Origin of the sequence: Priestia sp. YIM B13490, from assembly GCF_042787735.1 — a bacterium.
In the GTDB taxonomy this organism is placed as follows: Bacteria; Bacillota; Bacilli; order Bacillales; family Bacillaceae_H; genus Priestia; species Priestia megaterium.
Window position 1 is genome coordinate 1 of sequence record NZ_JBHZOT010000008.1, and the last position, 21,538, is coordinate 21,538.

General features: G+C 37.3%; 23 protein-coding genes, 1 pseudogene and 1 other annotated feature. Of the genes and pseudogenes, 2 read left to right on the forward strand and 22 right to left on the reverse strand.

The window, feature by feature from the left end; translation table 11 throughout:
- Positions 1-150: 150 nt before the first annotated feature.
- The 3 genes from ACFX4R_RS21235 to ACFX4R_RS21245 all read right to left on the reverse strand — a co-directional run bounded on the left by ACFX4R_RS21235 (position 151) and on the right by ACFX4R_RS21245 (position 2,621).
- Entirely contained in the window at positions 151-567 is a 417-nt protein-coding gene (locus ACFX4R_RS21235) for a hypothetical protein (RefSeq protein WP_098886629.1), read from the reverse strand.
- An 834-nt stretch (positions 568-1,401) separates the two neighbouring features.
- Positions 1,402-1,689, reverse strand: a complete 288-nt coding sequence (locus ACFX4R_RS21240; protein WP_165575017.1) for a hypothetical protein — start codon at positions 1,687-1,689, stop codon at positions 1,402-1,404.
- A 437-nt stretch (positions 1,690-2,126) separates the two neighbouring features.
- Entirely contained in the window at positions 2,127-2,621 is a 495-nt protein-coding gene (locus tag ACFX4R_RS21245; protein WP_165575016.1) for a DinB family protein, read from the reverse strand.
- 357 nt (positions 2,622-2,978) lie between these two features.
- On the opposite strand from ACFX4R_RS21245, the gene ACFX4R_RS21250 reads away from it, so the two are divergent.
- Positions 2,979-4,178: a macrolide family glycosyltransferase gene (locus ACFX4R_RS21250; protein WP_377570273.1), complete on the forward strand. Its 1,200-nt coding sequence runs from the start codon at positions 2,979-2,981 to the stop codon at positions 4,176-4,178.
- A 298-nt stretch (positions 4,179-4,476) separates the two neighbouring features.
- Here ACFX4R_RS21250 and ACFX4R_RS21255 read toward each other — a convergent pair whose 3' ends face one another.
- The 5 genes and pseudogenes from ACFX4R_RS21255 to ACFX4R_RS21275 all read right to left on the reverse strand — a co-directional run bounded on the left by ACFX4R_RS21255 (position 4,477) and on the right by ACFX4R_RS21275 (position 9,707).
- The gene (locus ACFX4R_RS21255) at positions 4,477-5,832 is read right to left on the reverse strand and encodes a TrkH family potassium uptake protein (RefSeq protein ID WP_322552174.1); all 1,356 of its coding nucleotides are present in this window, start codon (positions 5,830-5,832) and stop codon (positions 4,477-4,479) included.
- 338 nt (positions 5,833-6,170) lie between these two features.
- Positions 6,171-6,503: pseudogene (locus ACFX4R_RS21260) on the reverse strand (putative immunity protein); the annotation flags it as partial.
- Between the two features lie 341 nt (positions 6,504-6,844).
- Complete coding sequence (locus tag ACFX4R_RS21265; protein WP_322552175.1) at positions 6,845-7,756, reverse strand: NAD(P)/FAD-dependent oxidoreductase; 912 nt, start codon at positions 7,754-7,756, stop codon at positions 6,845-6,847.
- A 183-nt stretch (positions 7,757-7,939) separates the two neighbouring features.
- Entirely contained in the window at positions 7,940-8,743 is an 804-nt protein-coding gene (locus ACFX4R_RS21270) for an SRA domain-containing endonuclease (protein WP_043982758.1), read from the reverse strand.
- Positions 8,744-8,894: 151 nt separating this feature from the next.
- A complete protein-coding gene (locus ACFX4R_RS21275) occupies positions 8,895-9,707 on the reverse strand; it encodes an amino acid ABC transporter substrate-binding protein (RefSeq protein WP_377570276.1) in 813 nt (270 codons plus the stop codon).
- Between the two features lie 320 nt (positions 9,708-10,027).
- Between ACFX4R_RS21275 and ACFX4R_RS21280 the strand changes: the two genes are divergently transcribed.
- Complete coding sequence (locus ACFX4R_RS21280) at positions 10,028-11,086, forward strand: LLM class flavin-dependent oxidoreductase (protein ID WP_377570279.1); 1,059 nt, start codon at positions 10,028-10,030, stop codon at positions 11,084-11,086.
- Positions 11,087-11,157: 71 nt separating this feature from the next.
- On the opposite strand, the gene ACFX4R_RS21285 is transcribed toward ACFX4R_RS21280, so the two are convergent.
- From ACFX4R_RS21285 to ACFX4R_RS21350, 14 genes are all read right to left on the reverse strand, one after another.
- Positions 11,158-11,514 carry a DUF805 domain-containing protein gene (locus ACFX4R_RS21285; protein ID WP_043982754.1) on the reverse strand — a complete coding sequence of 119 codons (357 nt, stop codon included), beginning with the start codon at positions 11,512-11,514 and terminating at the stop codon, positions 11,158-11,160.
- A 50-nt stretch (positions 11,515-11,564) separates the two neighbouring features.
- Positions 11,565-11,807, reverse strand: a complete 243-nt coding sequence (locus ACFX4R_RS21290) for a DUF805 domain-containing protein (RefSeq protein ID WP_237074484.1) — start codon at positions 11,805-11,807, stop codon at positions 11,565-11,567.
- A gap of 34 nt (positions 11,808-11,841) precedes the next feature.
- Positions 11,842-12,258, reverse strand: a complete 417-nt coding sequence (locus tag ACFX4R_RS21295) for a DUF4275 family protein (protein ID WP_377570401.1) — start codon at positions 12,256-12,258, stop codon at positions 11,842-11,844.
- A gap of 84 nt (positions 12,259-12,342) precedes the next feature.
- Positions 12,343-13,572, reverse strand: a complete 1,230-nt coding sequence (locus ACFX4R_RS21300; RefSeq protein WP_162214438.1) for an MFS transporter — start codon at positions 13,570-13,572, stop codon at positions 12,343-12,345.
- Between the two features lie 67 nt (positions 13,573-13,639).
- Positions 13,640-13,884: a binding site (T-box leader), on the reverse strand.
- Positions 13,885-13,926: 42 nt separating this feature from the next.
- Positions 13,927-14,541, reverse strand: a complete 615-nt coding sequence (locus tag ACFX4R_RS21305) for an AmiS/UreI family transporter (RefSeq protein WP_025751370.1) — start codon at positions 14,539-14,541, stop codon at positions 13,927-13,929.
- Between the two features lie 148 nt (positions 14,542-14,689).
- Positions 14,690-15,871, reverse strand: a complete 1,182-nt coding sequence (locus ACFX4R_RS21310; RefSeq protein ID WP_013083603.1) for a NupC/NupG family nucleoside CNT transporter — start codon at positions 15,869-15,871, stop codon at positions 14,690-14,692.
- Positions 15,872-15,890: 19 nt separating this feature from the next.
- Positions 15,891-16,289 carry a cytidine deaminase gene (locus tag ACFX4R_RS21315; RefSeq protein WP_013057475.1) on the reverse strand — a complete coding sequence of 133 codons (399 nt, stop codon included), beginning with the start codon at positions 16,287-16,289 and terminating at the stop codon, positions 15,891-15,893.
- A gap of 59 nt (positions 16,290-16,348) precedes the next feature.
- Entirely contained in the window at positions 16,349-17,023 is a 675-nt protein-coding gene (gene deoC, locus ACFX4R_RS21320) for a deoxyribose-phosphate aldolase (protein WP_013057476.1), read from the reverse strand.
- Positions 17,024-17,044: 21 nt separating this feature from the next.
- Positions 17,045-18,346, reverse strand: a complete 1,302-nt coding sequence (locus tag ACFX4R_RS21325; RefSeq protein WP_162214439.1) for a pyrimidine-nucleoside phosphorylase — start codon at positions 18,344-18,346, stop codon at positions 17,045-17,047.
- Positions 18,347-18,528: 182 nt separating this feature from the next.
- Positions 18,529-18,852 (reverse strand): hypothetical protein, encoded by a 324-nt coding sequence (locus tag ACFX4R_RS21330; protein ID WP_377570281.1) that lies wholly within the window; start codon positions 18,850-18,852, stop codon positions 18,529-18,531.
- Positions 18,853-18,857: 5 nt separating this feature from the next.
- Complete coding sequence (locus tag ACFX4R_RS21335; protein WP_183128468.1) at positions 18,858-19,802, reverse strand: DNA-binding transcriptional repressor DeoR; 945 nt, start codon at positions 19,800-19,802, stop codon at positions 18,858-18,860.
- Positions 19,803-19,976: 174 nt separating this feature from the next.
- A complete protein-coding gene (locus ACFX4R_RS21340; protein ID WP_162214441.1) occupies positions 19,977-20,303 on the reverse strand; it encodes a nucleoside triphosphate pyrophosphohydrolase in 327 nt (108 codons plus the stop codon).
- Between the two features lie 34 nt (positions 20,304-20,337).
- Entirely contained in the window at positions 20,338-21,078 is a 741-nt protein-coding gene (locus ACFX4R_RS21345; protein ID WP_377570403.1) for a GH25 family lysozyme, read from the reverse strand.
- 129 nt (positions 21,079-21,207) lie between these two features.
- The gene (locus ACFX4R_RS21350; RefSeq protein ID WP_043982736.1) at positions 21,208-21,519 is read right to left on the reverse strand and encodes a hypothetical protein; all 312 of its coding nucleotides are present in this window, start codon (positions 21,517-21,519) and stop codon (positions 21,208-21,210) included.
- Positions 21,520-21,538: the final 19 nt, after the last annotated feature.

Here is a 21,538-nt window from a genome sequence, read left to right on the forward strand (position 1 = left end):
TGAGTCCAGTCGAATACCGTACTCATGCCAACTACGTTGCTTAAATATAAATTGTCTAACTTTTTGGGTTCAGTTCAAAACCAAGGGTTCTTTTTTGGGATGTGTACCGGAAGAGGTATTATGTAAACTGAAAATGTATGGAGCATACATCTACGTTTCTCTTTTTAAAATATACCTTGGTGGAGGTCCGTATCCTTGTTCTGCTTCAAAATATGCTAGTTTATTTGGAATGCAAACGACAATAGAAGGAAAACCATAACCTACTGCATCCTCAAGAGCTGTAAGTAAAGGTAATTCTTTTCCGTCTATTTTTTTGTTCCATGAAATTGAATAACACTCTTTTCCTGCGCCGTGCTGCTTTAATAATTTGGCGATGTCATCGGCACAAGAATTTGGTTTAGGAATCTCAATCATGTACTCTTCTCTCAACGTCTTTGTGTAATTGTGATTAAGACGATGTAATGCGTCTTCTCTTTTCTTTGCAGAAAAAAGTTCGAACATCACTCTATCTTGGATTCTCTTAGTAAAGAAGGATCTTACTACTTTTTCTTCTAGCTCTTTATCCATTTAATCCTCTCCTTGAGTAACCTTTATTATATAGAATCTTTCACCAGAGAATCATTAAATTTGTATACGATATACATATTATAATAGGTCAATTAATGCAAAGATAATACCTAATATAAATGAAAGGGTAAGTATTAATTTCCATTTAGTTTTTTTCTCTAGCTGATATACATTCAGTTTTTCTAATGCAAACGAAACAAGCCACATTATAATTATTGTTTCAATAAATTCAACTATAAAATTAAAAATAAAGTCCATTTGTTCTCACTTTCTTGTTTTGAAATATTTACTTTTCTATTAAAACACTTATAGATAAACATTAAAATACTTTCATTCCTATAAATTACATTACGTTAACTAACCTTGTATATTCTATACAACATAAAAACGGAAAAAACTACTGCTCCTGTACAGTAGTTTTCCTAGTCGTTGAAATTTAGATGTCATGTTGATAATGCTCTATTGCATCTTGAGTAGTTTGCTCAAGTTGCTATTTATTATCCGTTTATAGTGGGAGAAGAATATAAATCAATTTCTTTTACTGGTTATTTGCACCAAAAGGTCGGTAAGAAAGATAACAGCAAAGGGAACAATGCAAACAATGAAGATCTCACGAAAGACCATATAAGCCTTATTATTCATTTATATTGAATCCACCTTTATATCTTTGAGTAAACTTTTTAGGGTTTCTTAAGTAGTAGAATGTTCGAATAAAGGGAAAATATTTATATCAAATAAAACAACAGGATTAATCATGCTGATATTCTTAGCATTTACTTCTCATAATGGTGATATGATAGGTTATTTGTCTTGGATGGCATAAAAAAAGCCAGTTCATTGAACAAACTGTAGCTTATTGTTCTTTATTGGATTAAAACTGTTGAGATAGACCTTTTCTTGAGCATACGGGAAATAATACCCTAGTTCATCTTGGTGGATTTTACGAGTAAAGAATCTTTCAAGTGTAGTGTTCTTGGCACAGCCAAAGAAGTAGTCCTCTGTATCAGTATAAAAGATATCAATAGCGTAAATAGAAAAGTCATAAACATAGGGTAATCTGTACACAGCAAACTTACTAGTAATACCTTGCTCATACCTCTTGATGTGCTCTGTCTTTTTCATAACGTTTCAACTCCCTTGACTAAGGTTAACAGTACTCTGGAGAGTAAGTCCTTCTTTTTATATAAAATAAAAAGAAGGACAACAAACAATGAAGTTGTCCCCCAAAAGCAGAAAATGAACAAAACATGTTGCATATACAATGTGTTTTGTCATTAATCGATAGTATACCATGAGAACAATGTCCTATAACCTTTGATACACACATGTATAGGAAATGACATATATCGTAGCCCTACTGAAACATTGGTCATAAAAAGAGCAGATTCTGTATTTTGTAATCGACTCTACATTCGATAGAAACCTACTTTTTCTTTTACCTAGGTTTCATCATTCATTAAGTAAATATTAAAGTACTTCGTACATCATAATACATTCTACATAAAAAAAGGAGAACTTCATGCTCCATTTCATTCAGAGACATCAATTATCGACTTCGGTTAATCCTCTTCACCACTATTCTCTTTCCAACTTTTTTGTAGTTTCCGAATATAAATGATTTGACCAATGTGATATGCGTTATGAGTAGTTAAATTTCCAAGTACCTCCCACCACTTCACATGTTCAGAAAAACCATTTACATCTCTTTCGACTTTTTCTTCAGTTAATAACTCTTGCCATTGTAACAGTACTTCTAATAGTCGCTCTTTTAAATGATCAAATGTTTGATTTTCGACAATTATAAAGCTTTTATTATTATTTCCTATAGAAGGTATTGCATTGACATGAGACTTTTGATACCTAGCTTGCCATGTTTCATTCCAATAAAGTAGATGTTGCACAATCTCATCTATACTATTACTGTCCTTGTTAGACTTCCAAAAAGCTTCCTCTTCCGACAAGTTTTCAATCGAAGCTGAAAATGGCTGGTACCAGCTAGGGTCATTAGCATTTGCTAACAGTTGATCGGCTAAAACATCCTTCGCGTGAAACATGATTTCCATCCCCTTTATAAAAAATTTCCGATCTATTCATAGGAAAAATCAAAATTATGTAAAGATGCCTTGTTGAAAATGTCATAAATCTATTTTCTTTCCACTGACATACATTCTCTTATATATAGTTATTTTCCTTTTTCATTCAACCACTACTCTTCATTTGGTAAACAAATAAAAACTATACATTTTTACATTAGAAGAAAATATTTTTGTTTATTTAAAGGGCTTTCTGGTTCCTGTAAGAGACATTATGTGAATTAAGAAAATATATGAAATTTAAAAATACTTTATGGTACAATAAGGAAATATATTAATATTTTGTTATTTTTCATTGTGAAAAAAGGAGGAATTTTAATGGGAAAGGTATTATTCTTTAATTTTCCTGGAGAAGGCCATGTTAATCCCACCATTGCATTCGTAGAAGAGCTAGTGAAAAAGGGAGAAGACGTGGTCTATTACTGTGTGGAAGAATATAAAAATAAAATTGAAAAAACAGGTGCTTTATTTCGACCTTATGAAAATTTTGTACGCAATATAGATCCAATGAAAAGGATGACGGAAAAAATAGATCCTCTCGAAATGTTGCTGTTTATGGGACGGTCAATGGATAAGATTATAGAGGATGTTTTAAACGAAATAAGCGAAGAGAGATACGACTATGTTATTTATGATAATAATTTCGCCGCAGGATGGATTATTGCTGATGTACTGGGAATACCTAAAATATCTTCTTGTACAACATTTGCCATTAATGAGGATATCTTTTCAGCCCTTATAAAGAGCAGAGGAGAAATAGATAAAACCTCCCAAAGGTATCGAGAAATTGAAGAAATAACGACAAAATGGAAGCATAAATATGGAGTCATTCTCAGTGATAGTCAAAACTTGATGTCTTGTCCTGGGGATATCACGATTGTATTTACCTCTAAGTTATATCAACCCCATGCTGATAAATTTGATGAGTCTTTCATCTTTGTTGGTCCTTCTATTGCGCCACGGAAAGATGTAGAAACTCTTCCTTTAAAAAGTATCCCTAGTAATAGGCTCGTCTTTATCTCAATGGGCACAGTATTTAATCAGCAACCTGAGTTATATACTACCTGTTTTAAAGCATTCCAAGAAAGTAAAGCTACAGTTGTATTATCAGTAGGAAAACAGACTGATATTCGCCAGTTTAAGGATATTCCACCTAATTTCATCGTGCGTAATTATGTACCACAATTAGAAATACTACAACAAGCAGATGTTTTTATTACTCATGGTGGAATGAATAGTTCGAGTGAAGGGCTTTATTTTGGTGTTCCTCTTGTGGTTATCCCTGTTATGGGGGATCAACCAATAGTGGCTAATAGAATTGAAGAATTAGGAGCTGGTTTACAACTTAATCGTCAAGAACTGGATGCTATTACATTACGAAATACAACGGAACAAGTACTATCAAACTCTTCATTCAAAGAAAGAAGCTTGGAAATTGGAAAATCTTTAAGGGATTCTGGAGGATACAAGAAGGCAGTAGAAGCCATTTTAAAATTTAAAGACGATGCTAACATTTAACCTCGTATAAAAATAAGAAAGTTCAAAAAAAGTAAAAAAGAAGTCTCAGCTAGAGGCTTCTTTTTTACTTGCTACCTAGAACAGGCTTTATGTTAACTAAAATCATATACAGTTTAAAATTAGAAAAAACTCCCTCCAATAAATAGGGAGTTTTTCTACAGGTTAATGAGATTTAGATCGAAGATAATTCTCAGCACCTTGAGTAGTTTGTTTATAATAAAAAGAGATATTCGTGGTTTAGGCTACTTGTGCCTAAATCATGAATATGTTGACCAAATTATATATTTAAAATAAATTTTTAACCAATAAGAATCTTTTCTTCTGCATACCTAATTTTAGATTGTTTGTTTGAACGAATCGCAAGTACAAAGCCAATGGTAAGAGGTCCCACTCTGCCAATAAACATCATAATTGTAATCAGAATTCGGCCTATAGGACTTAAATCTCCTGTAAAGTTAGCACTTAATCCAACTGTTCCAGAAGCAGAGAACGTTTCAAACAAAAGGGTAGACATGTCTATACCTTTTTCTGTGATTGTGAGTAGAAAGAAAATAATAGAAACAAAAATAATGCCAGAAGTAGCAATAGAAAAAGCTCTATACACAAGCGATTTAGGAATTCGGCGTCGAAAAACATTAATCTCTTCTTTATTTGTCAATACTGACCATAAAGCAAACAATATTAAGACAAACGTAGTTATTTTAATTCCACCGCCTGTTGAACCTGGAGCCGCTCCAATAAACATAAGACCCATCATATACACTTTTGAAGGCAATGTGAGCGCCCCGATATCCAAGGTATTAAAACCAGCAGTACGAGGAACTACACCCTGAAAGTAAGCTGCCCACCATTTATCCCCCATGCTTAATTGACCTAAAGTATGAGAGTTATGATATTCTAGAGTAAAAATAATGAGTGTACTCACGGCATTTAGTAGGATAGTTGAAACTAATACAATTTTAGTGTGAAGAGAAAACTTTCTTATGTTTCGTTTCTGAAAAATGTCTGCTATGACAAAAAATCCAGTCCCTCCTATTATGAAAAGTAACGTAATCATAATATTTACGGTTGGATCTCCTACCCATTTGCTTAAATTATCTGGTTCCAAACCAAATCCTGCATTATTAAAAGCAGAGATAGAATGGAATATGCCATAATAAATAGCCTTTCCCCAGCTCATTTCTTGGGACCAACGAATAGCTAGGATAAGCGCTCCTATACCTTCCACAGCCAATGTAATTAGCACAACACGTTGGACTAATGCAATAACGCCTTGTAGCGAAAAAGCATTTAGAGATTCCTTAAGTATTAATCTTTGTTGTAATCCTATTTTTTTACCTAGTACAATAAACATGAGTATACCAATAGTCATGAATCCCCAGCCACCAACTTGAATGAGTACAAGCAAAATGAGCTGTCCAAATAAAGTAAATGTTGTCCCCGTATCTACCACGGCTAGGCCTGTTACACATACAGCAGAAGTGGCTTCAAAAAGAGCATCAATAAAGCTTAGATGATGTCTATCGCTTGTAGCAGCAGGAATCATTAATAAGCCGGTGCCGAGCAATATTAATCCTAAAAACCCCACGAACAAGATACTTGCAGGTTCCAGATGCTTCACTTTATGTTTTTTACGTGACTTAGAAATTTTCATATTACATTTCCCTTCAAAATGTTTTGATTAAAGATTTATTATATATCATACCCATTTATTTCAAAAGATGGTCATTACTTTTATTACCTTCCTATCTTCTCAGAAAGTACGTTACATTAAGTAAATAATAAAGTATCTAATGTTAATATACTTTAAATAAGATAAAATTTATTAAAAATAAAAAGATCACATCTTCTATGTAAAGGAGTAAAATAACAAACTAATTTATAAAAATAATAGTTTTATAAGGCTCTGTTAAACTTTATTGTTGATTTTTTGAATAAAGAAAAACACTATATTGAATAAAACATAGTGTCCTTGTTTCTTATGGTTGATTATCAGCTTGGCGATTCTAACAATTCATCTATTATCTTTAATTGCCTTACCCTTTCCTTTGTTGAGGAATCTAAGGAGTTATGTGTTAGAAGATTTGTTACCTTTATTGCGTAGTCACTGCTAACCATTGCCTGTCTTCTCATATGTCCTGTTGCTATGGCTTGGGCAAATGAACGTGCAGAATATTTACTAACGTCAGATTTGGAGTCTTTAGCCAATTCATTTACAATAAATCCAACTTTTCGTAAATCAAAAGCTCTAATACTTTCTTCTATTCGTTTTTGCAAAGTTTCTATTCTCAAATTTATACATAGTTCATTTTTTAAATGGTCATCGAGAAAATCTAATCCTTTTTATTGTCCTAAATCATCCATGCTATCAGGTAAATAAAGTCACGCTATAACAAACCTAACCTTTTTAATGTAGCAACCAACGGGGGGGTATTTTCTATTTGTAGAAAATACCTTTTATTTTTATAATCCTGTTGATACACGTGCATATCCAATAAACACCTATTATCACTCTTTCTTATTTTTCTCTTATTCGATTGTAATATAAAATAGAATAAGAAAGGTTATTGAACACAGAATACTGTACAGAGTTTTATTACAAAAAACACTAAAAATCGACTTTTCCCACTCAGAATGTAGCGTGTGCAGAAACGGATAAAAACCAATTATTTTTCATAAAGCTCTAACAAGCGTTTGTGTATCCAAATAGCTGCCTGTAAACCTTCTCCCATCGCTACCGTCACTTGTTCAGAATGAGCTACAATGTCTCCTGCTGCCCACACGTTTGAAACATTTGTTTCTTTTGTACGCGGATTTACGATAATGTGCTGATTTTCTAGAAGTTCTGCTCCGAGCTCATGCGCTAATTCTGTTCGAACTTTATTTCCTCCGAACGCTAAAAAACCTCTTTCTCCATAGATAAATTCATTGTTTTCGAGGATAACTCCTTTTAACATGTCTGCTTCAGCTATGACTTTTTTTATTGCCGCTTCTTTATAGGTAATGCCCTTTTGCATCAAGGTATCTGCTAAAGGTCCAATTTCTTTTTTGTCGTGATTAATGTACGTAATGTCATTTGTCCAATATGTTAACGTAAGAGATAAACTGGCTCCTACTTTTCCTGACCCTAGTACTAATACCCTTCTATTATTTACTTCATACCCATCGCAGTCGGGACATACATATACGGTTGTTCCCATGCACGGATATAGCTCTTGCTGAAGTTCAGGCGGAATTCGGTCTACGACTCCCGTCGCAAACAGTAAAGTAGCTGCTTCGTAGTTCGCAAAGTTTGTAATGACGTTAAACCCTTCTATTTCTTTTTCACACTGAAGGACACGCTCTTCTGCAAATTGAATGCCGTAGCTTTTTGCTTGCTGCCTTCCCGTTTCTCTTAGAGTTTGCCCGCTTATTCCCTCAGGCCATCCCAATATATTTTGATAATTTTTGCAAAGATTGGAACGGCCATCGTTTGAATCAATAACCAATACACTGCGCTTATATCTTCCAAGCTGAATAGCGGCTTGAAGTCCTGCAATTCCTCCACCTATAATGACACAGTCATACTTGTCTGCCACAGCACATCACCCCAACTTTTACTATTTTCTAAACAAAAGCTTCAGTTTTTCATTATCTGTTTTTCCATTATTTTTATACGCTTTATTGCCTTTATTTTTTGAAGTCATTCTACATACAAAAAAAACCGCCTCGGCAGCTGCCCTGCCTAGAGACGGTTTTTTATAAAATGAAGAAAGACGATATCACTCATTTTTTGCTTCTTTTTCATTAATTTTAGTAATCAGCTCTTCTTTATATACTTCACTATCTTTCCCGTAGCGTAGACGACTATAACAGTTGGGACATAGTGCCGCAGCGTCCTTTGGCTTAGCGAATCCGCTCTCTGAAAGCTTTGAAAGATAGTACATTTGCAAAAAGGAGCTTCCATCTTTTGCGATAAACGGCGCGCTTTCTCCGCAGGCTTCACAAATACCTGCTGCGCGTTTGTGAACATATTGTTTAAGAGCGGCCGTTTGTTCGTAAATACTTGTCTTTTTTTCTTCTCCTAATGCTATATGGCGAAGCTGTTCAGTTGAATAAGGTGAAACATCCAGCTTTGCTGCTTTTTCCTCAATCACAGGATTTCGTTCAAGTTCAAAAATAATAGCTTCACGAAGCTCTCCGTCTGAGTCCCACATGATTTCTAATTGATGATTAATATACGTCACTTCATCAATGAACTCTACTACTCCAGGCTCCACGTAGTGAAACAAGTAAACGGCTTTTCCTGATAAGAAATGTTCACGAAGCGCTTTATTGCCTTTAATGAGCTGCATCGATCCTCTTTGGCCTTCTCCTGTATAGAAAAAAGCGGTTTTATCTCTGTTCCACCCGTGTCCTGTTCCGTATTCACTTCCGCTTTCTTTTGTGAAAATAAAAATATATGGATGCGCTTTCGGCGTTGATATTTCGCTTTGTTCCTGTCCTTTATAAAGCTTATGAATTTGTTTTCTGCGATAACGATGTCCTTTTTGAAAGAAATCTCCGCGCTGTAAATCCGTAATCAATGAATTGCCTCCTACTGCGGTCCTGCTTTTATAGTACTTATAGCTCTACTATACACTAATTTTTGTTTTCTTTGCAGATCGTTTCTTCTATCTATTGGATTTATATCATACAAAAAAAGCAGCTGTATGGGCAGCTGCTTTTTTGCGATAGTCAATTTTGCACCGTATAGTCTTCTCCTAGCCATTTTGTGCTGAGTTTTTTTAATGTACCGTCTTTTTTCAGCTTTTTAATCGCCTGATCGACTTCCGACTTTAACTTTTCGTCTTTTTTGTTAAACATAAAATATACTTTTGAATTAATCACGATATCTCCAACCGTTTTTTGCTGAAATTTCAGCGTTTGATTGCTAAAGTCGATGGAAAATGGTGTCGCAAGCGTAGCATCTGCCCGGCCTGTTTTTAATTGAGTTGTGGCATCATCCGCACCTTGACCGGCGTAAACTACATCGATTTTATTGCCGTGTTTTTGATTGTATTTGTCTAGATAGACAGCCGCATTGCTTGTAGCTCCTACAATCATTTTTTTACCTTCTAAATCTTTTAATGAATGAATATCATTTCGATTTTGAGGAACTGTTACATAAAGCGGAGAATAATTATATGTTTCATCATTAAATAAAAACTTTTTCTTTCGCTCAGCGTTCTGAGCCATGTTATGAGCAATCATATCAATTTTATTACTTTCTAAGCTGAGAAGCAGATTTGAAAATTCCATCGTTTTAAATTCAAATTTATAATCCTTTAGCTCTTTGTCGATTGCTCTTACTACTTCTACATCATAGCCGGTCAGTTTGCCTTTATCATCGATAAAGCAAATATTAGGAAACTGAGTGCCTGTTCCAACCACAATCGTTTGAACATCTTTTTCTTTCTTTTCTCCTGCACTTGAAGATGCGTTTGTTCCGCATCCTGCCACGCTCACAGCTACTACAATTGAAAGTAAAAACAGCCAATATTTTTTCATACGTTCCTCCCCTAAATCCCTATATTATGTAATAAAAAGAGGCTCTTGATGAAGCAGCTGCTTCATCAAGAGCCTCTGGTTAACCAGTGGGCTTACTTCGTGTAAGATTATTCACATCATAATACTAGTTAACCGATAAATCAAGTAGGTTTTTAGAAAAAGATTATCTTGACAGCCCGGTGTCTACCGCTTAAGATACAACTAATAAAACATTGAACCTACATATCTACCAGTCAACTGGAGGCAAATGGACACGATAATGCGTGTACGTTTGCTTTTTTTATTGTCGTCTACCATTTTATCTTTTGGAGGTAAAACGTATGAAATTTGCTTTATTTAGTCTTATTCAAAACATCCCGAACCCGGTTACTGGAGAAATATTCACTGCTCAAGAAAAGTTTCAGCATGTGTTAAATCAAGCAGTGCTGGCAGAAAAGTTAGGTTTTGATGCTTACGGAGTCGGCGAAAGACACGGAACTCCTTTTTTGTCTTCTTCTCCTCCTGTTGTTTTAAGTGCAATTGCGGCTAAAACGTCACACATCCGTCTCCTTACGACCGTTACCGTTCTAAGTATTTTAGACCCTGTACGAGTAGCTGAAGATTATGCAACGCTTGATCACCTATCGGGTGGACGCCTTGAACTGATTATCGGAAAAGGCAATGACCCGCGTCATTATCCGCTTTTTGGTATTACAGAAGAAGAACAATGGGAATCTCTTGCTGAAAGATACGCTCTTTTAAAACAGCTTTGGACAAAAGAAAATGTCACGTGGAGTGGCCGTTATCGTTCGCCTTTGACAAACGTTACGACTCAGCCTCGTCCGTTTCAAACTTCTATTCCCGTTTGGCATGGAAGCGCGTCAAGCCCGCTGTCTACAGAACTGGCGGCTAAATACGGAGAGCCGCTATTTTCATCTAATTCCTTCCATCCTCAGGCTAAATATAAAGCGCTGATTGACCACTACCGCGAACGTTTGGCTTATTATGGCCATGACCCACGCAAGGCCATCGTCGGTTCGGGGGCGAGTAGCCTCTATATTTCTAATACAGCGGAAGAAGCGATTCGCCGCTATCGCCCGTATTATAACGCCTTTAGCAATACAGAAGCAGCCAAACATAATCAATCGCCGTTCACATCACTAGAAGATATCGTTCAACATGGTCCTGCTTTAGTAGGAAGCCCTGAGCAAATCATTGAAAAAATAATAGACTATCACCATGCTTATGGAAACGAAGTGCTGAGCATCAGCGTAGACGGTCTAAGCGAAGCAGAACAGCGCGAACAGCTAGAGCGCTTTGCAGATGATATTGCACCTGTTCTTCGAAAAGAACTTCCCAGCAGCGTGTGGGAAAATAAAAAAAAGAAAACTCCTTTTTAACAGGAGTTTTCTTTAGCTAAAAATAATTTGTCTATTAGTTTATTAACTTTTAAACTAATAAACTACTCTGGTTAAGATGCCTGCGTGTCTGTATCGTAAATATTGGCTGTTACTTCGCTTCTTTGACAAAGTAAGATGAGCAGCCAAATGCCTCCGATAACTGGAACAAAGTTAATTAAATACCACCAGCCGCTTCTTCCTGTATCATGCAGCCGGCGAACAGTAACAGCAAGTGAAGGCAGAATCATTGCTACTCCATAGAGCAATATTAAAATAGATACAAGTAGAGCAATTGAATCAATAAAAACCAAGGCGTATAGAACAAGCGTAAAGATATAAGCAAATAATGTAAACATCCAATACTCCGTACGCGTTGCTCTTCCTCGAAACGTCGCGTAATTTTTTAACGCTTTTATATACCAGTACATGACAAACCCTCTCTTTATTTATTAAATTAAACTACCTAATCATTTAAGTCCTACGCAACTTTATTAGGTACATCAAAACGATTTAGCTGCGACTCACTTCTTAGACAAAGAAGAATTAATAGACAAATAACTCCTGCAATCGGAATAATACTAATGAGCTGCCACCAGCCGCTTCTTCCTATGTCATGCAGTCGGCGTGCCGTCACAGCAAGAGATGGAATGAGGACTGCAACAAGATAAACTATACGCAAAAACGGAGGCATATCTGTTATAAGTTCAATAGCTGAAAGCACACACCTTTATAAACACGGCAGGCCATATCTTCACTTATGTTCGGTAAAAGTAAGGTTCACATGAGCTTTCATGGGTAATTACGTAAGTCCACGTGAAGTTTTTATCAACCACATATAAATCTTCTAAATACATGTTTGTATTTTCACTTAAATCAGCGCTTGTTAGATGCTTACATTTAGATAGCTGCAGCACTCGTTCATCATGCTCAAACAGCAAATAACAGTCGTTCTTTATTTGCTGTTCGAACGCTTGAACCGCTTGTTCTCCTTGCAAGCAAGGGAGCTTTTCATAGCTAAACGCATGCCACAAAAATTGGTCCATATAAATTTTCTTTTTTTGCGATGCGCTTAAAGCACTTGCAAATTCATTTTCCCATCGCTTTCGAAAGAATTCACCTTGATTCGGTAATTTTTTAACAAACATTCCTTTTTTCTTTAACGCATCTTTCATTTTCACTGTGCTTTTCCATCCTTTATCCTGTATTCATTTCTTTTTATCGGCTTCTTAGCTTATTTGTCCACTAGTACCCGTGCGTTAGATTCTTTGCTTTTTGACCAAATTCACTTTATAAAACGTCGGCTTTAACGTGCACAAAAACAATACAATTGTACTTAAAAACATAACCAGGCTTCCACCAATTACAGCTTCCTGAATCGAAAAGATGTGCGCAGCCATGCCGCATAAAAAAGTCATGATAATGATCAGGAGTGACTCAAGCAGTCCATATATACTTCCTACTCGACCCATCATGTCAACGGGAATACTGTTTTGATAAAAGGTTTGAAAACCAGCACTTGCAAAAGCTAACGCAAAAGATAAGCTAAAAAATCCTGCTCCGATAGTTTGAAAAGAAGAGGAACACGCATACAGCAAATAACCAAGCGACACCCCTACACTGCCGGCGCCTATGAGAAAGTTCGTCGACAGCTTCTTAGCAAACAGTGTATTCACAACTGCTCCAATCATAATGCCAGCTCCTGCTATGCTTAATAAAAATCCGTATTCGCTTTCGGACAAAGGAATGACTTTTGTTGCAAATGAAACTTCAAGAGAATCAATTGCCGTGGCCATGACCATTAAGAAACTGAATAATACATAAATGGTGATAATGTATCTGTTGGCTCTACTGAAACGAAACACCGCTTTCCAATCTTCTCGAATGGTGTTTACAGACAGCTTATTTTCTTTAACTTCTGTTTTTGTATCCAGGTTCGGCATAAACAAAGTAACCACTCCTGACGATACCAGCGCTGCAGCAGTAGCATAAATGGCAAACGCTGGCGTTCCAATCATAAATAGCGCACCTGCTGCGGCTGGCCCAATAAGAAAACCGCCTGAATCAATCAAACTGCGCAGCGAATTAAATCTTTTTCGTTTTTTACGTGGAATAAGCTTTGTGATATAAACCATCGATGCTGGCCGAAACATTGAACTTGCCATACTCATGATAAATACCAGCACATAAATGATCAGTATGGATGAGAAAAACGGAAAGCAAGCAATAATCCCCGCGCGCGTCCAATCTAAAAACAGCATAAGCTTCCGTTTGTTCATGCGGTCAATTAAGCTTCCAGACCATATATTTGTACATAGCGCAGCAAGCGGCTTTATCATGTATAGCCCTGAAACCGCAAGCGGCGAATTCGTCATATCAAGCATCATGACATTTAAAGCAATTAAATAAATCCAGTCCCCGATATTGCTAATGCCAATTCCAAACAGTAATAAACACGGGTATTTCCAAGACAACAGCTTATTTTTCATAAAAGAAAGGCCTCCGCTTCACTATTGATTTCGATCAATAAAAAAATCCCACCCCCAAGACATTTGTCTTAGGGGCGAGATTATGAATCGCGGTGCCACCCTAGTTTGTTCATATGTCGCCATATAAACCTTATCGAGTACGGCTTTCGCTTATACTCTAGCTTTGTAACGGAAGCAGCCGTCGCACTATCACGTTAGATCCAATGCGCTGCTCAGAGGCTTGTTTCAACAGCGTTTTTCTTGCTCCTTTTCAGCTTCCGGAGCTCTCTGCTAAGAATACGCGCTGTCTACTTTTCTCTTCACGGCATTTAATTTCTAACATCTTACCATTATTATCTATTTTTTGTAAATACTTTATTTCAAAATCATTTTTTGCGGCTGAGAAAAGAATAGTCGATACCCTAGATATACGAAATAAATGATAGACGCCACCAGCACGATTCCCCACATATTGTACATATCCTTATTTCCCCATACGCCTGTTAGTGAAAACAGCGCTGGAATCGTCAACGTCACCCACGACTGGACAATCGCCACTTTCCCCACATATGCAGATACATCTTTTTTGCTCGTATTAAGCACATAAAATAAAAACCATAAAAACGACCAAAGAATCCATGTAATGGCATTAACTACGTCATGATAGTGAACAAGAGAAACCGTAACGTACACTAAAGCGATAATCGATACCCAAAGCGAGTAATAGCCAAGTCCTGTTCCCTGCATTCCCTTTAATACAGTCACCCCTACATACAAATACGTAAGGCCAAATAAAAAGATTGCCGTTCTTTCATACAAAATCCAGTTGCTTTGATCTGACGTAATAATTAAATAAAACGGAACAATAACTTGAAAAGCTCCAACAAATAAGTTAAATACGCCTACGTTTTTTTCATCTGCTTTTCCAAGCAGCATCAGTCCGTTTAAAAATAAAGCTGCACCTGACAGCAACAGTCCAATTTGATCCATTTTTCAGTAAGAAAAGCCCCCAGCTTTTCTTGTCCTCCTCTGCGTCGATGTTTTTCTTTAGGATGTGCGGAGTTGTAGTTTACATGTAAAAAAGAAAAAGCAATTCCTTTTGAAAAGGAAACTGCTTTTCTTTCTGTTTCTATTACACTTATAAAATGAAGCTGACAACAATTGCTGACAGTACGCTTACAAGCGTAGCTCCGTATAGTAAACGAAGACCAAAGCGCGCTACTGTATTTCCTTGCTTTTCGCTTAAGCCTTTAACAGCTCCTGACACGATTCCAATTGATGAGAAGTTAGCAAATGATACTAAGAATACAGATACAATTCCAAGCGTTTTAGCACTGAATGTTGAAGCCATATCCGACAGGCTCATCATTGCCACAAATTCATTTGTTACAAGTTTTGTTGCCATAATTCCACCCGCTGCCACAACTTCTGAAGCAGGAACACCCATGATGAATGCAAACGGTGCAAACACATAGCCAAGAAGATGCTGGAACGATAGACCAAATAACATTTCAAACACGTTATCAATCGCAGCCATCAGCGCAACGAAACCAATTAGCATCGCACCTACGATAATTGCTACTTTAAATCCATCCATAATGTATTCGCCAAGCATTTCGAAGAACGTTTGCTTATGACCTGTTTGTACCTCTAAAATATCTTCTTGATCCGTTACTGTGTAAGGGTTAATGATAGAAGAAATAATAAATCCGCCAAATAAGTTAATAACGATTGCTGTTACTACGTATTTTGGTTCAATCATTGTCATATAAGCACCGACAATTGACATTGAAACAGTCGACATAGCTGATGCACAAAGCGTATATAAACGATTTGGCGGCAGTTTGTCTAGTTGCTTTTTAACAGTAATGAATACTTCTGACTGACCTACAATCGCGGAAGCTACTGCGTTATAAGACTCTAATTTTCCCATTCCGTTAATCTTGCTGAGAACTAAGCCAATCCATTTCATAATGAAAGGAAGAATTTTAAAGTGCTGTAAAATCCCAATCAAGACAGAGATAAAAACGATCGGAAGCAGCACGTTTAAGAAAAACGGCATTGATCCTTTGTTCGCAATGCCTCCAAATACGAACTCTACTCCTTGGTTTGCGTATGAAAGCAGCTTTCCAAAAACGCTGGCAATCGCATTGATAATAATCAAGCCAAACTTTGTATTAAGAAGTAAAGCTGATAAAAGAACTTGAATCACAACCATAATAACGATTGGTTTATATTTGATTTCTTTACGGTTATTACTTGCAAGATACGCTAATCCAAAGACAACGAGTAACCCTAAGATGCCAATTAAATATTTCATAGTATCCTCCACTGCTTACTTATTTTTGTAAGTCTTTTGATGAAAAATAGCCCGGTAAGATTTCGTTGATGTTGGTAATCACAAAATCTCCTTTTAGGTTTGCTAAGATAATTTGTGTGTGATCATCACAGAACTCAGCTAATACTTGTCTGCATGCGCCGCAAGGAGAAATTGGTCCGTCCGTATCTCCTACAACTGCAATAGCTGAAAACTGCTTGTCCCCTTCTGAAACAGCTTTAAAGATTGCCGTTCGCTCAGCGCAGTTCGTCAATCCATAGGAAGCGTTTTCAATATTGCATCCACGATAAATCTTCCCATCGGTTGTTAAAAGAGCTGCACCAACATGGAAGTGAGAATATGGTACATGTGCCTGTTTGCTTGCTGCGATTGCTTCATCTATTAATTGTTTTGGCTCCACAGTCATCATCCTTTGCTTAGTTTACAGCAGGTTAGTTAGTACTAACCTGCTGTCATTTATTAATAATCAGAGTTGCTTAATTGACCTTTTGCAATTGATACGCCAGAGCTTGCACCAATACGTGTTGCACCAGCTTCAATCATTGCTTTTGCATCTTCTAAGCCTCGAACGCCTCCAGAAGCTTTTACACCTACATCTGGTCCAACCGTTTTTCTCATAAGCGCTACGTCTTCTACCGTTGCGCCTCCTGTAGAAAAGCCCGTTGACGTTTTAACAAAATCAGCTCCAGCTTTTACAGCTAGCTCAGAAACTTTTGCTTTTTCTTCGTCTGTTAAAAGAGCTGTTTCAATAATTACTTTTACTAGCGCTTTGCCTTTTGCAGCATCTACTACTGCTTGAATGTCGCTTTGCACTAAGTCATAGTTTTTATCTTTTAACGCGCCGATGTTGATTACCATATCTACTTCATCTGCACCGTTTTCGATTGCATTTGTTGTTTCGAATGCTTTTACTGCTGAAGTAGTAGCTCCAAGAGGGAAACCGATTACCGTACATACCTTCACTTCTGGAGCATCTTTTAATAACTCAGCTGCTTTTTTTACCCACGTTGGATTTACACAAACCGAAGCGAATGAATATTCTTTTGCTTCTTGTGCTAAAACCGTAATTTGCTCTTCTGTCGCATCTGCTTTTAATAATGTATGATCAATAATACCCGTAATGTTTTGACTCATTTTGTACTTCCTCTCTGTCTCTTAATGAATTTCTTTATAAATTAACGTTGGAGCTTCCACTTTTTCAGCGACCGTGCTGTAAGAATCGTAGACGATATCCATTACTTCCTGTACATTTTCGCTGTTGCTGTGAATTGTAACAAGAGAGTCACCTTTTTTCACTTGGTCGCCAACTTTTTTATTAAGCATGATACCAACTGCTAAGTCGATTTCAGATTCTTTTGTTGCACGTCCTGCACCTAGCTTCATTGCTGCTACGCCGATTTTTTCTGCAACGATTTCTGAAATGTAGCCATCTTCTTTTGCTGGCACTTCAATTTTGTGCGCTGCATCCGGTAATTTAGACGGATCGTCTGCAACAGAAGCGTCTCCGCCTTGTGCGCTTAAGAACGTTTTGAACGATTCTAATGCTTTTCCGTTTTTAATTACTTCTTGAAGCATTGCACGCGCTTCATCTAAGCTGCTTGCTTTTTCAGCAAGTACAACCATGTGACTTCCTAATGTTAAGCAAAGCTCTGTTAAATCTTCAGGGCCTTCGCCTTTTAACGTGTCGATCGCTTCTTTCACTTCAAGCGCATTACCAACCGCAAAACCTAGAGGCTGGCTCATATCTGAGATGATTGCTTTTGTGTTTCGACCTACGCCTTTTCCGATTTCAACCATTGCTTTTGCTAATTCTTCAGCATCTTCAAGCTTTTTCATAAACGCGCCGTTCCCAGTTTTTACATCCAGGCAAATGGCATCTGCTCCAGCTGCAATTTTCTTACTCATAATTGAGCTTGCAATTAACGGAATCGAATCAACCGTTGCTGTTACATCACGAAGTGCATAAAGTTTTTTATCCGCCGGCGTTAAGTCTCCGCTTTGACCGATAACGGCAATTTTATTCGTATTTACTAAACGAATGAATTCTTCATTTGTAATTTCAACGTGGAAGCCAGGCACTGCTTCAAGTTTGTCAATCGTACCGCCAGTGTGTCCTAAGCCGCGGCCAGACATTTTGGCAACCGGTACATCAACCGCAGCTACTAAAGGTCCTAATACAAGTGTTGTTGTATCACCTACGCCGCCTGTGCTATGTTTGTCTACTTTAATACCTTCAATTTTTGATAAGTCGATTTGATCGCCTGATTCAACCATTGCTTGCGTTAAATTCACGCGTTCTTCCTGCGTCATTCCTTGAAAGTAAATCGCCATCGCAAATGCCGATAGCTGATAATCAGGTAAATCCCCTTTTGTATAACCTTCGATAATAAAATCGATTTCAGCTTTATTTAATTCATGTCCATTACGTTTTTTTTCAATTAAGTCAACCATTCTCATGACGTTTTCCCCCTAAAAGTATCTGCATATTGTGCATCCACTAAAACGTTTTCAACAACTTACACCCTTACTATATAATAGCTTTGAACAATTGTAAACATATATATTTACATTTGTTCAAAAATATTTATAGCTGCTGTTTTAGTGAATAAAAAAAGACTTCCGCACTCGGAAGTCTTCCCTTATTTTTCAGCTTTTATCACAAATGACAACATGATTCGGTACTTATTCTTTACCTTTTTATAAGGAATTAATACGTATGGCTGATCAGGCGGCGTAAACCGTTCAATTCCTTTTTGATTAGCATCAGGGGAGAAGTACATTTTTCCCCACTGTTTAATGATATAGCCCGTGGTTCCTTTGGCAATCACTCCGTCTTTTGAGATGTCTGTTTGAAAAGGATACCGGTTTCGCTGCGCCTGCAGAGATGACGCCGAATAAGATACAATATCTTCTACTATTTCAATCCGATGAAGCTTTTGCTCTTGAAAAAACAGCGTTTTCATCTCCCTTACTCTTGTTTATCTAACAAAAAGCGCGCCGTGAACTGATCTGTAACGAGCACATTTGCAAAATTCCCTTGCAGTGCTCCGTAAATGCTGTCAATTTTCTGATCCCCGCCCGCTACTAAAATGGCGTACTCTTTCTTCTTTAGTTCTTCCAGATCAAGTCCAAGCGTCCGTTCATCCAGGCTTTCATTGCAAATTTGTCCATCTTTATCAAAAAAACGTGAACAAATGTCTCCTACTGCTCGCGAGGAAATCATCTCTACATCTTGTTCGGAAAAGTAGCCAAGCTGAAAAAGCAGCGAATCGGTTTTAATGGGTCCCGTAGTAAAGACGGCAATATTGGCTTGTTTGCCTAAATCTAAAATGCGCTTAATATGACGATCCGTTTCCATTGCTTTTTTGACTACCACGTGATCGACAATTACAGGCAAAGGAAGATGCATAGGAGGCGTATTGTATGCCTTTCCAAATAAGTACATAATTTCAGAAGCATACGTGCTCGTTTCCGAATGGCTTACTCCGCCTTTTAACTGCACAACCTGCACGTCATTCACATACTTTTGTTTTAAATCGATGGCCACTTGATAAAGAGTTGTTCCCCACGTCACCCCAATAATATCTCCGTCTTTTACGATGTCATAGAGATAGTCAGCTGCTGCCACGCCTAGATGACTTTTAATAATGTGATTTTCATATTGAGGCACCGGTGTGACGATTGCTTTTTTTAAATTGAATTTTTGTTCAAGTTGAGAAGACAATTTTTCACTATTGATAGATGAATCCACAATTTTAATTTGAACAATGCCTTCTTCTTTTGCTGTCTGCAGCAATCGAGAAACCGTAGGCCTTGATACACCAAGCTTTTTTGCAATTTCACTTTGATTATAATCAAGAATATAATACATCCTTGCCGCTTCAATCACCTTATTAAATTTCTCTTGATCCATCTCCATCGACTTGTTCTCCCCTACCTCATGAATTTCTTATCCCAATTTTACCAAACTTATGTCTTTAGTTTACTTGTTTGGTGAACAAAATTTCAAGAGGGGATTTTGTAACTGGATTGAAAAGAGAAATACTAAGGAAGGACGGTGACCAATTTAAGATAACAAAACACGGGTCTACACTTCTTCTGTTTCCACTAAATAAATCCGATCATCAAACTTCCCGCGCTCCCTGGCCTTCTCCTCACGCACTTTCTCAAGTTGTTCTGGCGTGGCCCCGTGCACAGCTGCTAGCGCCTGCATAACTTCCAGTAAATCCGCGAGCTCTTCAATTGCCTCCTGATGCGTTTGGGCTTCTACGTACTCTTGAAGTTCTTCTTTTGCCTTTTTCGTCAGCTCATGTTGATATTCCTCTCGCTGGAGCACGCGTGATTTGAAGGTTTTTCCGCTTTGTTCAATAATCGTGGGAATTTTATCTCGCACTAGCTTGTTATAAGTAGGCATTATTTTTTCCTCCATCTCTTACCTTTCTAGTAAACTAGTATTTTTCAAATTCTGCTTGATTTCCGTTAAACACATTTACATCAATAAACGTTTCTTTACCTTTATAGCCGCTTAACCGCCCTTTGTCCGTATACTGCCAAAACGCCCATTTCTTCTGTTCTTCAAGAGTAGGCTTTTTCACAACATCGCGAATCCAAATATCACACTCAGGATATCTGTTTTTAATATACAAGTTATACGCTTTAGGCGTCGTATAAAGAATGACGCGCTTGTCATAATGAGATTCAAGATGTTTAATCATGCTAGAAAGCTCCTTGTATACATGTTTCTGAGACGGCAGGCTTTGTTTTTTATCTCCGTAAAATTCTACATCAATCACTGGAGGCAAATCATTATTTTTAAGAGAGACCGCTTTGATAAAATTAGCCGCTTGTGTGGAACCTTTGCTATCGTAGCTAAAAAAGTGATAAGCTCCGATCCGCATGTTTTTCCGATTTGCTTGTTCCCAGTTTTGTTTAAATAAAGGATCTTGAAATGAACTTCCTTCCGTTGCTTTGATAAAAGCAAACTGAATATCTTGTTTACTCAGCACACTCCAATCAATCTCCCCTTGATAAGAAGATACGTCTACGCCTTTTACATCATAGCGGTTGGCACTTATCGCATTAGGAATTACCCATCCTTTACTCCATAGTAAAAATATAAAGCTTACAAGAGCGACTAATATGAGTCCTGCTATAAAAAGTCTTTTGTTTTTTCGATTGGCTTTGCCTATTATGTTTACCCCCTTTTTTAGAAAATACTTCTAATATTCTAACATAAAAAGGATTTTCCAAAACAATATAGCCTCCAAGTCTGTGGTGTTAAATACAAAAAACCACCTAAAAATCAGGCGGCTTTTCTTTTATGCTGCGTCTTCAGATGGCTCGTTATCTTTGGCTGCTTCTATCAGTAAGAAAATAGCCGTTAAAATATGCATAATCATGCCGACAATTGGAATCCACGCAATAGCAGAACAGACAATTCCCATGATATGCCCTGTCCGAACTTTGTTTGTTTTAATCGCAAATACTAAACCTACGACGTGCAATGCGAGCATTAGAATAAGCGGCGTGTAGGCTAGGCTTATAACCAAGGTGCCGCCTAGGAGGGGAATCCCCCAAAGAGCCTCTAATCCTCCGCTGACCCATTTCAATATACGACTTGTTTTTCCCAATGTATCCTCCCCCTTTGTC

Excerpts from the sequence above, each read along its gene's own strand:
- ACFX4R_RS21235 (WP_098886629.1), bottom strand. The coding sequence starts at position 567 with ATGGATAAAGAGCTAGAAGAAAAAGTAGTAAGATCCTTCTTTACTAAG.
- ACFX4R_RS21240 (WP_165575017.1), bottom strand. The coding sequence starts at position 1,689 with ATGAAAAAGACAGAGCACATCAAGAGGTATGAGCAAGGTATTACTAGT.
- ACFX4R_RS21245 (WP_165575016.1), bottom strand. The coding sequence starts at position 2,621 with ATGTTTCACGCGAAGGATGTTTTAGCCGATCAACTGTTAGCAAATGCT.
- ACFX4R_RS21250 (WP_377570273.1), top strand. The coding sequence starts at position 2,979 with ATGGGAAAGGTATTATTCTTTAATTTTCCTGGAGAAGGCCATGTTAAT.
- ACFX4R_RS21255 (WP_322552174.1), bottom strand. The coding sequence starts at position 5,832 with ATGAAAATTTCTAAGTCACGTAAAAAACATAAAGTGAAGCATCTGGAA.
- ACFX4R_RS21275 (WP_377570276.1), bottom strand. The coding sequence starts at position 9,707 with ATGAAAAAATATTGGCTGTTTTTACTTTCAATTGTAGTAGCTGTGAGC.
- ACFX4R_RS21280 (WP_377570279.1), top strand. The coding sequence starts at position 10,028 with ATGAAATTTGCTTTATTTAGTCTTATTCAAAACATCCCGAACCCGGTT.
- ACFX4R_RS21285 (WP_043982754.1), bottom strand. The coding sequence starts at position 11,514 with ATGTACTGGTATATAAAAGCGTTAAAAAATTACGCGACGTTTCGAGGA.
- ACFX4R_RS21295 (WP_377570401.1), bottom strand. The coding sequence starts at position 12,258 with ATGAAAGATGCGTTAAAGAAAAAAGGAATGTTTGTTAAAAAATTACCG.
- ACFX4R_RS21300 (WP_162214438.1), bottom strand. The coding sequence starts at position 13,572 with ATGAAAAATAAGCTGTTGTCTTGGAAATACCCGTGTTTATTACTGTTT.
- ACFX4R_RS21305 (WP_025751370.1), bottom strand. The coding sequence starts at position 14,541 with ATGGATCAAATTGGACTGTTGCTGTCAGGTGCAGCTTTATTTTTAAAC.
- ACFX4R_RS21310 (WP_013083603.1), bottom strand. The coding sequence starts at position 15,871 with ATGAAATATTTAATTGGCATCTTAGGGTTACTCGTTGTCTTTGGATTA.
- deoC (WP_013057476.1), bottom strand. The coding sequence starts at position 17,023 with ATGAGTCAAAACATTACGGGTATTATTGATCATACATTATTAAAAGCA.
- ACFX4R_RS21325 (WP_162214439.1), bottom strand. The coding sequence starts at position 18,346 with ATGAGAATGGTTGACTTAATTGAAAAAAAACGTAATGGACATGAATTA.
- ACFX4R_RS21330 (WP_377570281.1), bottom strand. The coding sequence starts at position 18,852 with ATGAAAACGCTGTTTTTTCAAGAGCAAAAGCTTCATCGGATTGAAATA.
- ACFX4R_RS21335 (WP_183128468.1), bottom strand. The coding sequence starts at position 19,802 with ATGGATCAAGAGAAATTTAATAAGGTGATTGAAGCGGCAAGGATGTAT.
- ACFX4R_RS21340 (WP_162214441.1), bottom strand. The coding sequence starts at position 20,303 with ATGCCTACTTATAACAAGCTAGTGCGAGATAAAATTCCCACGATTATT.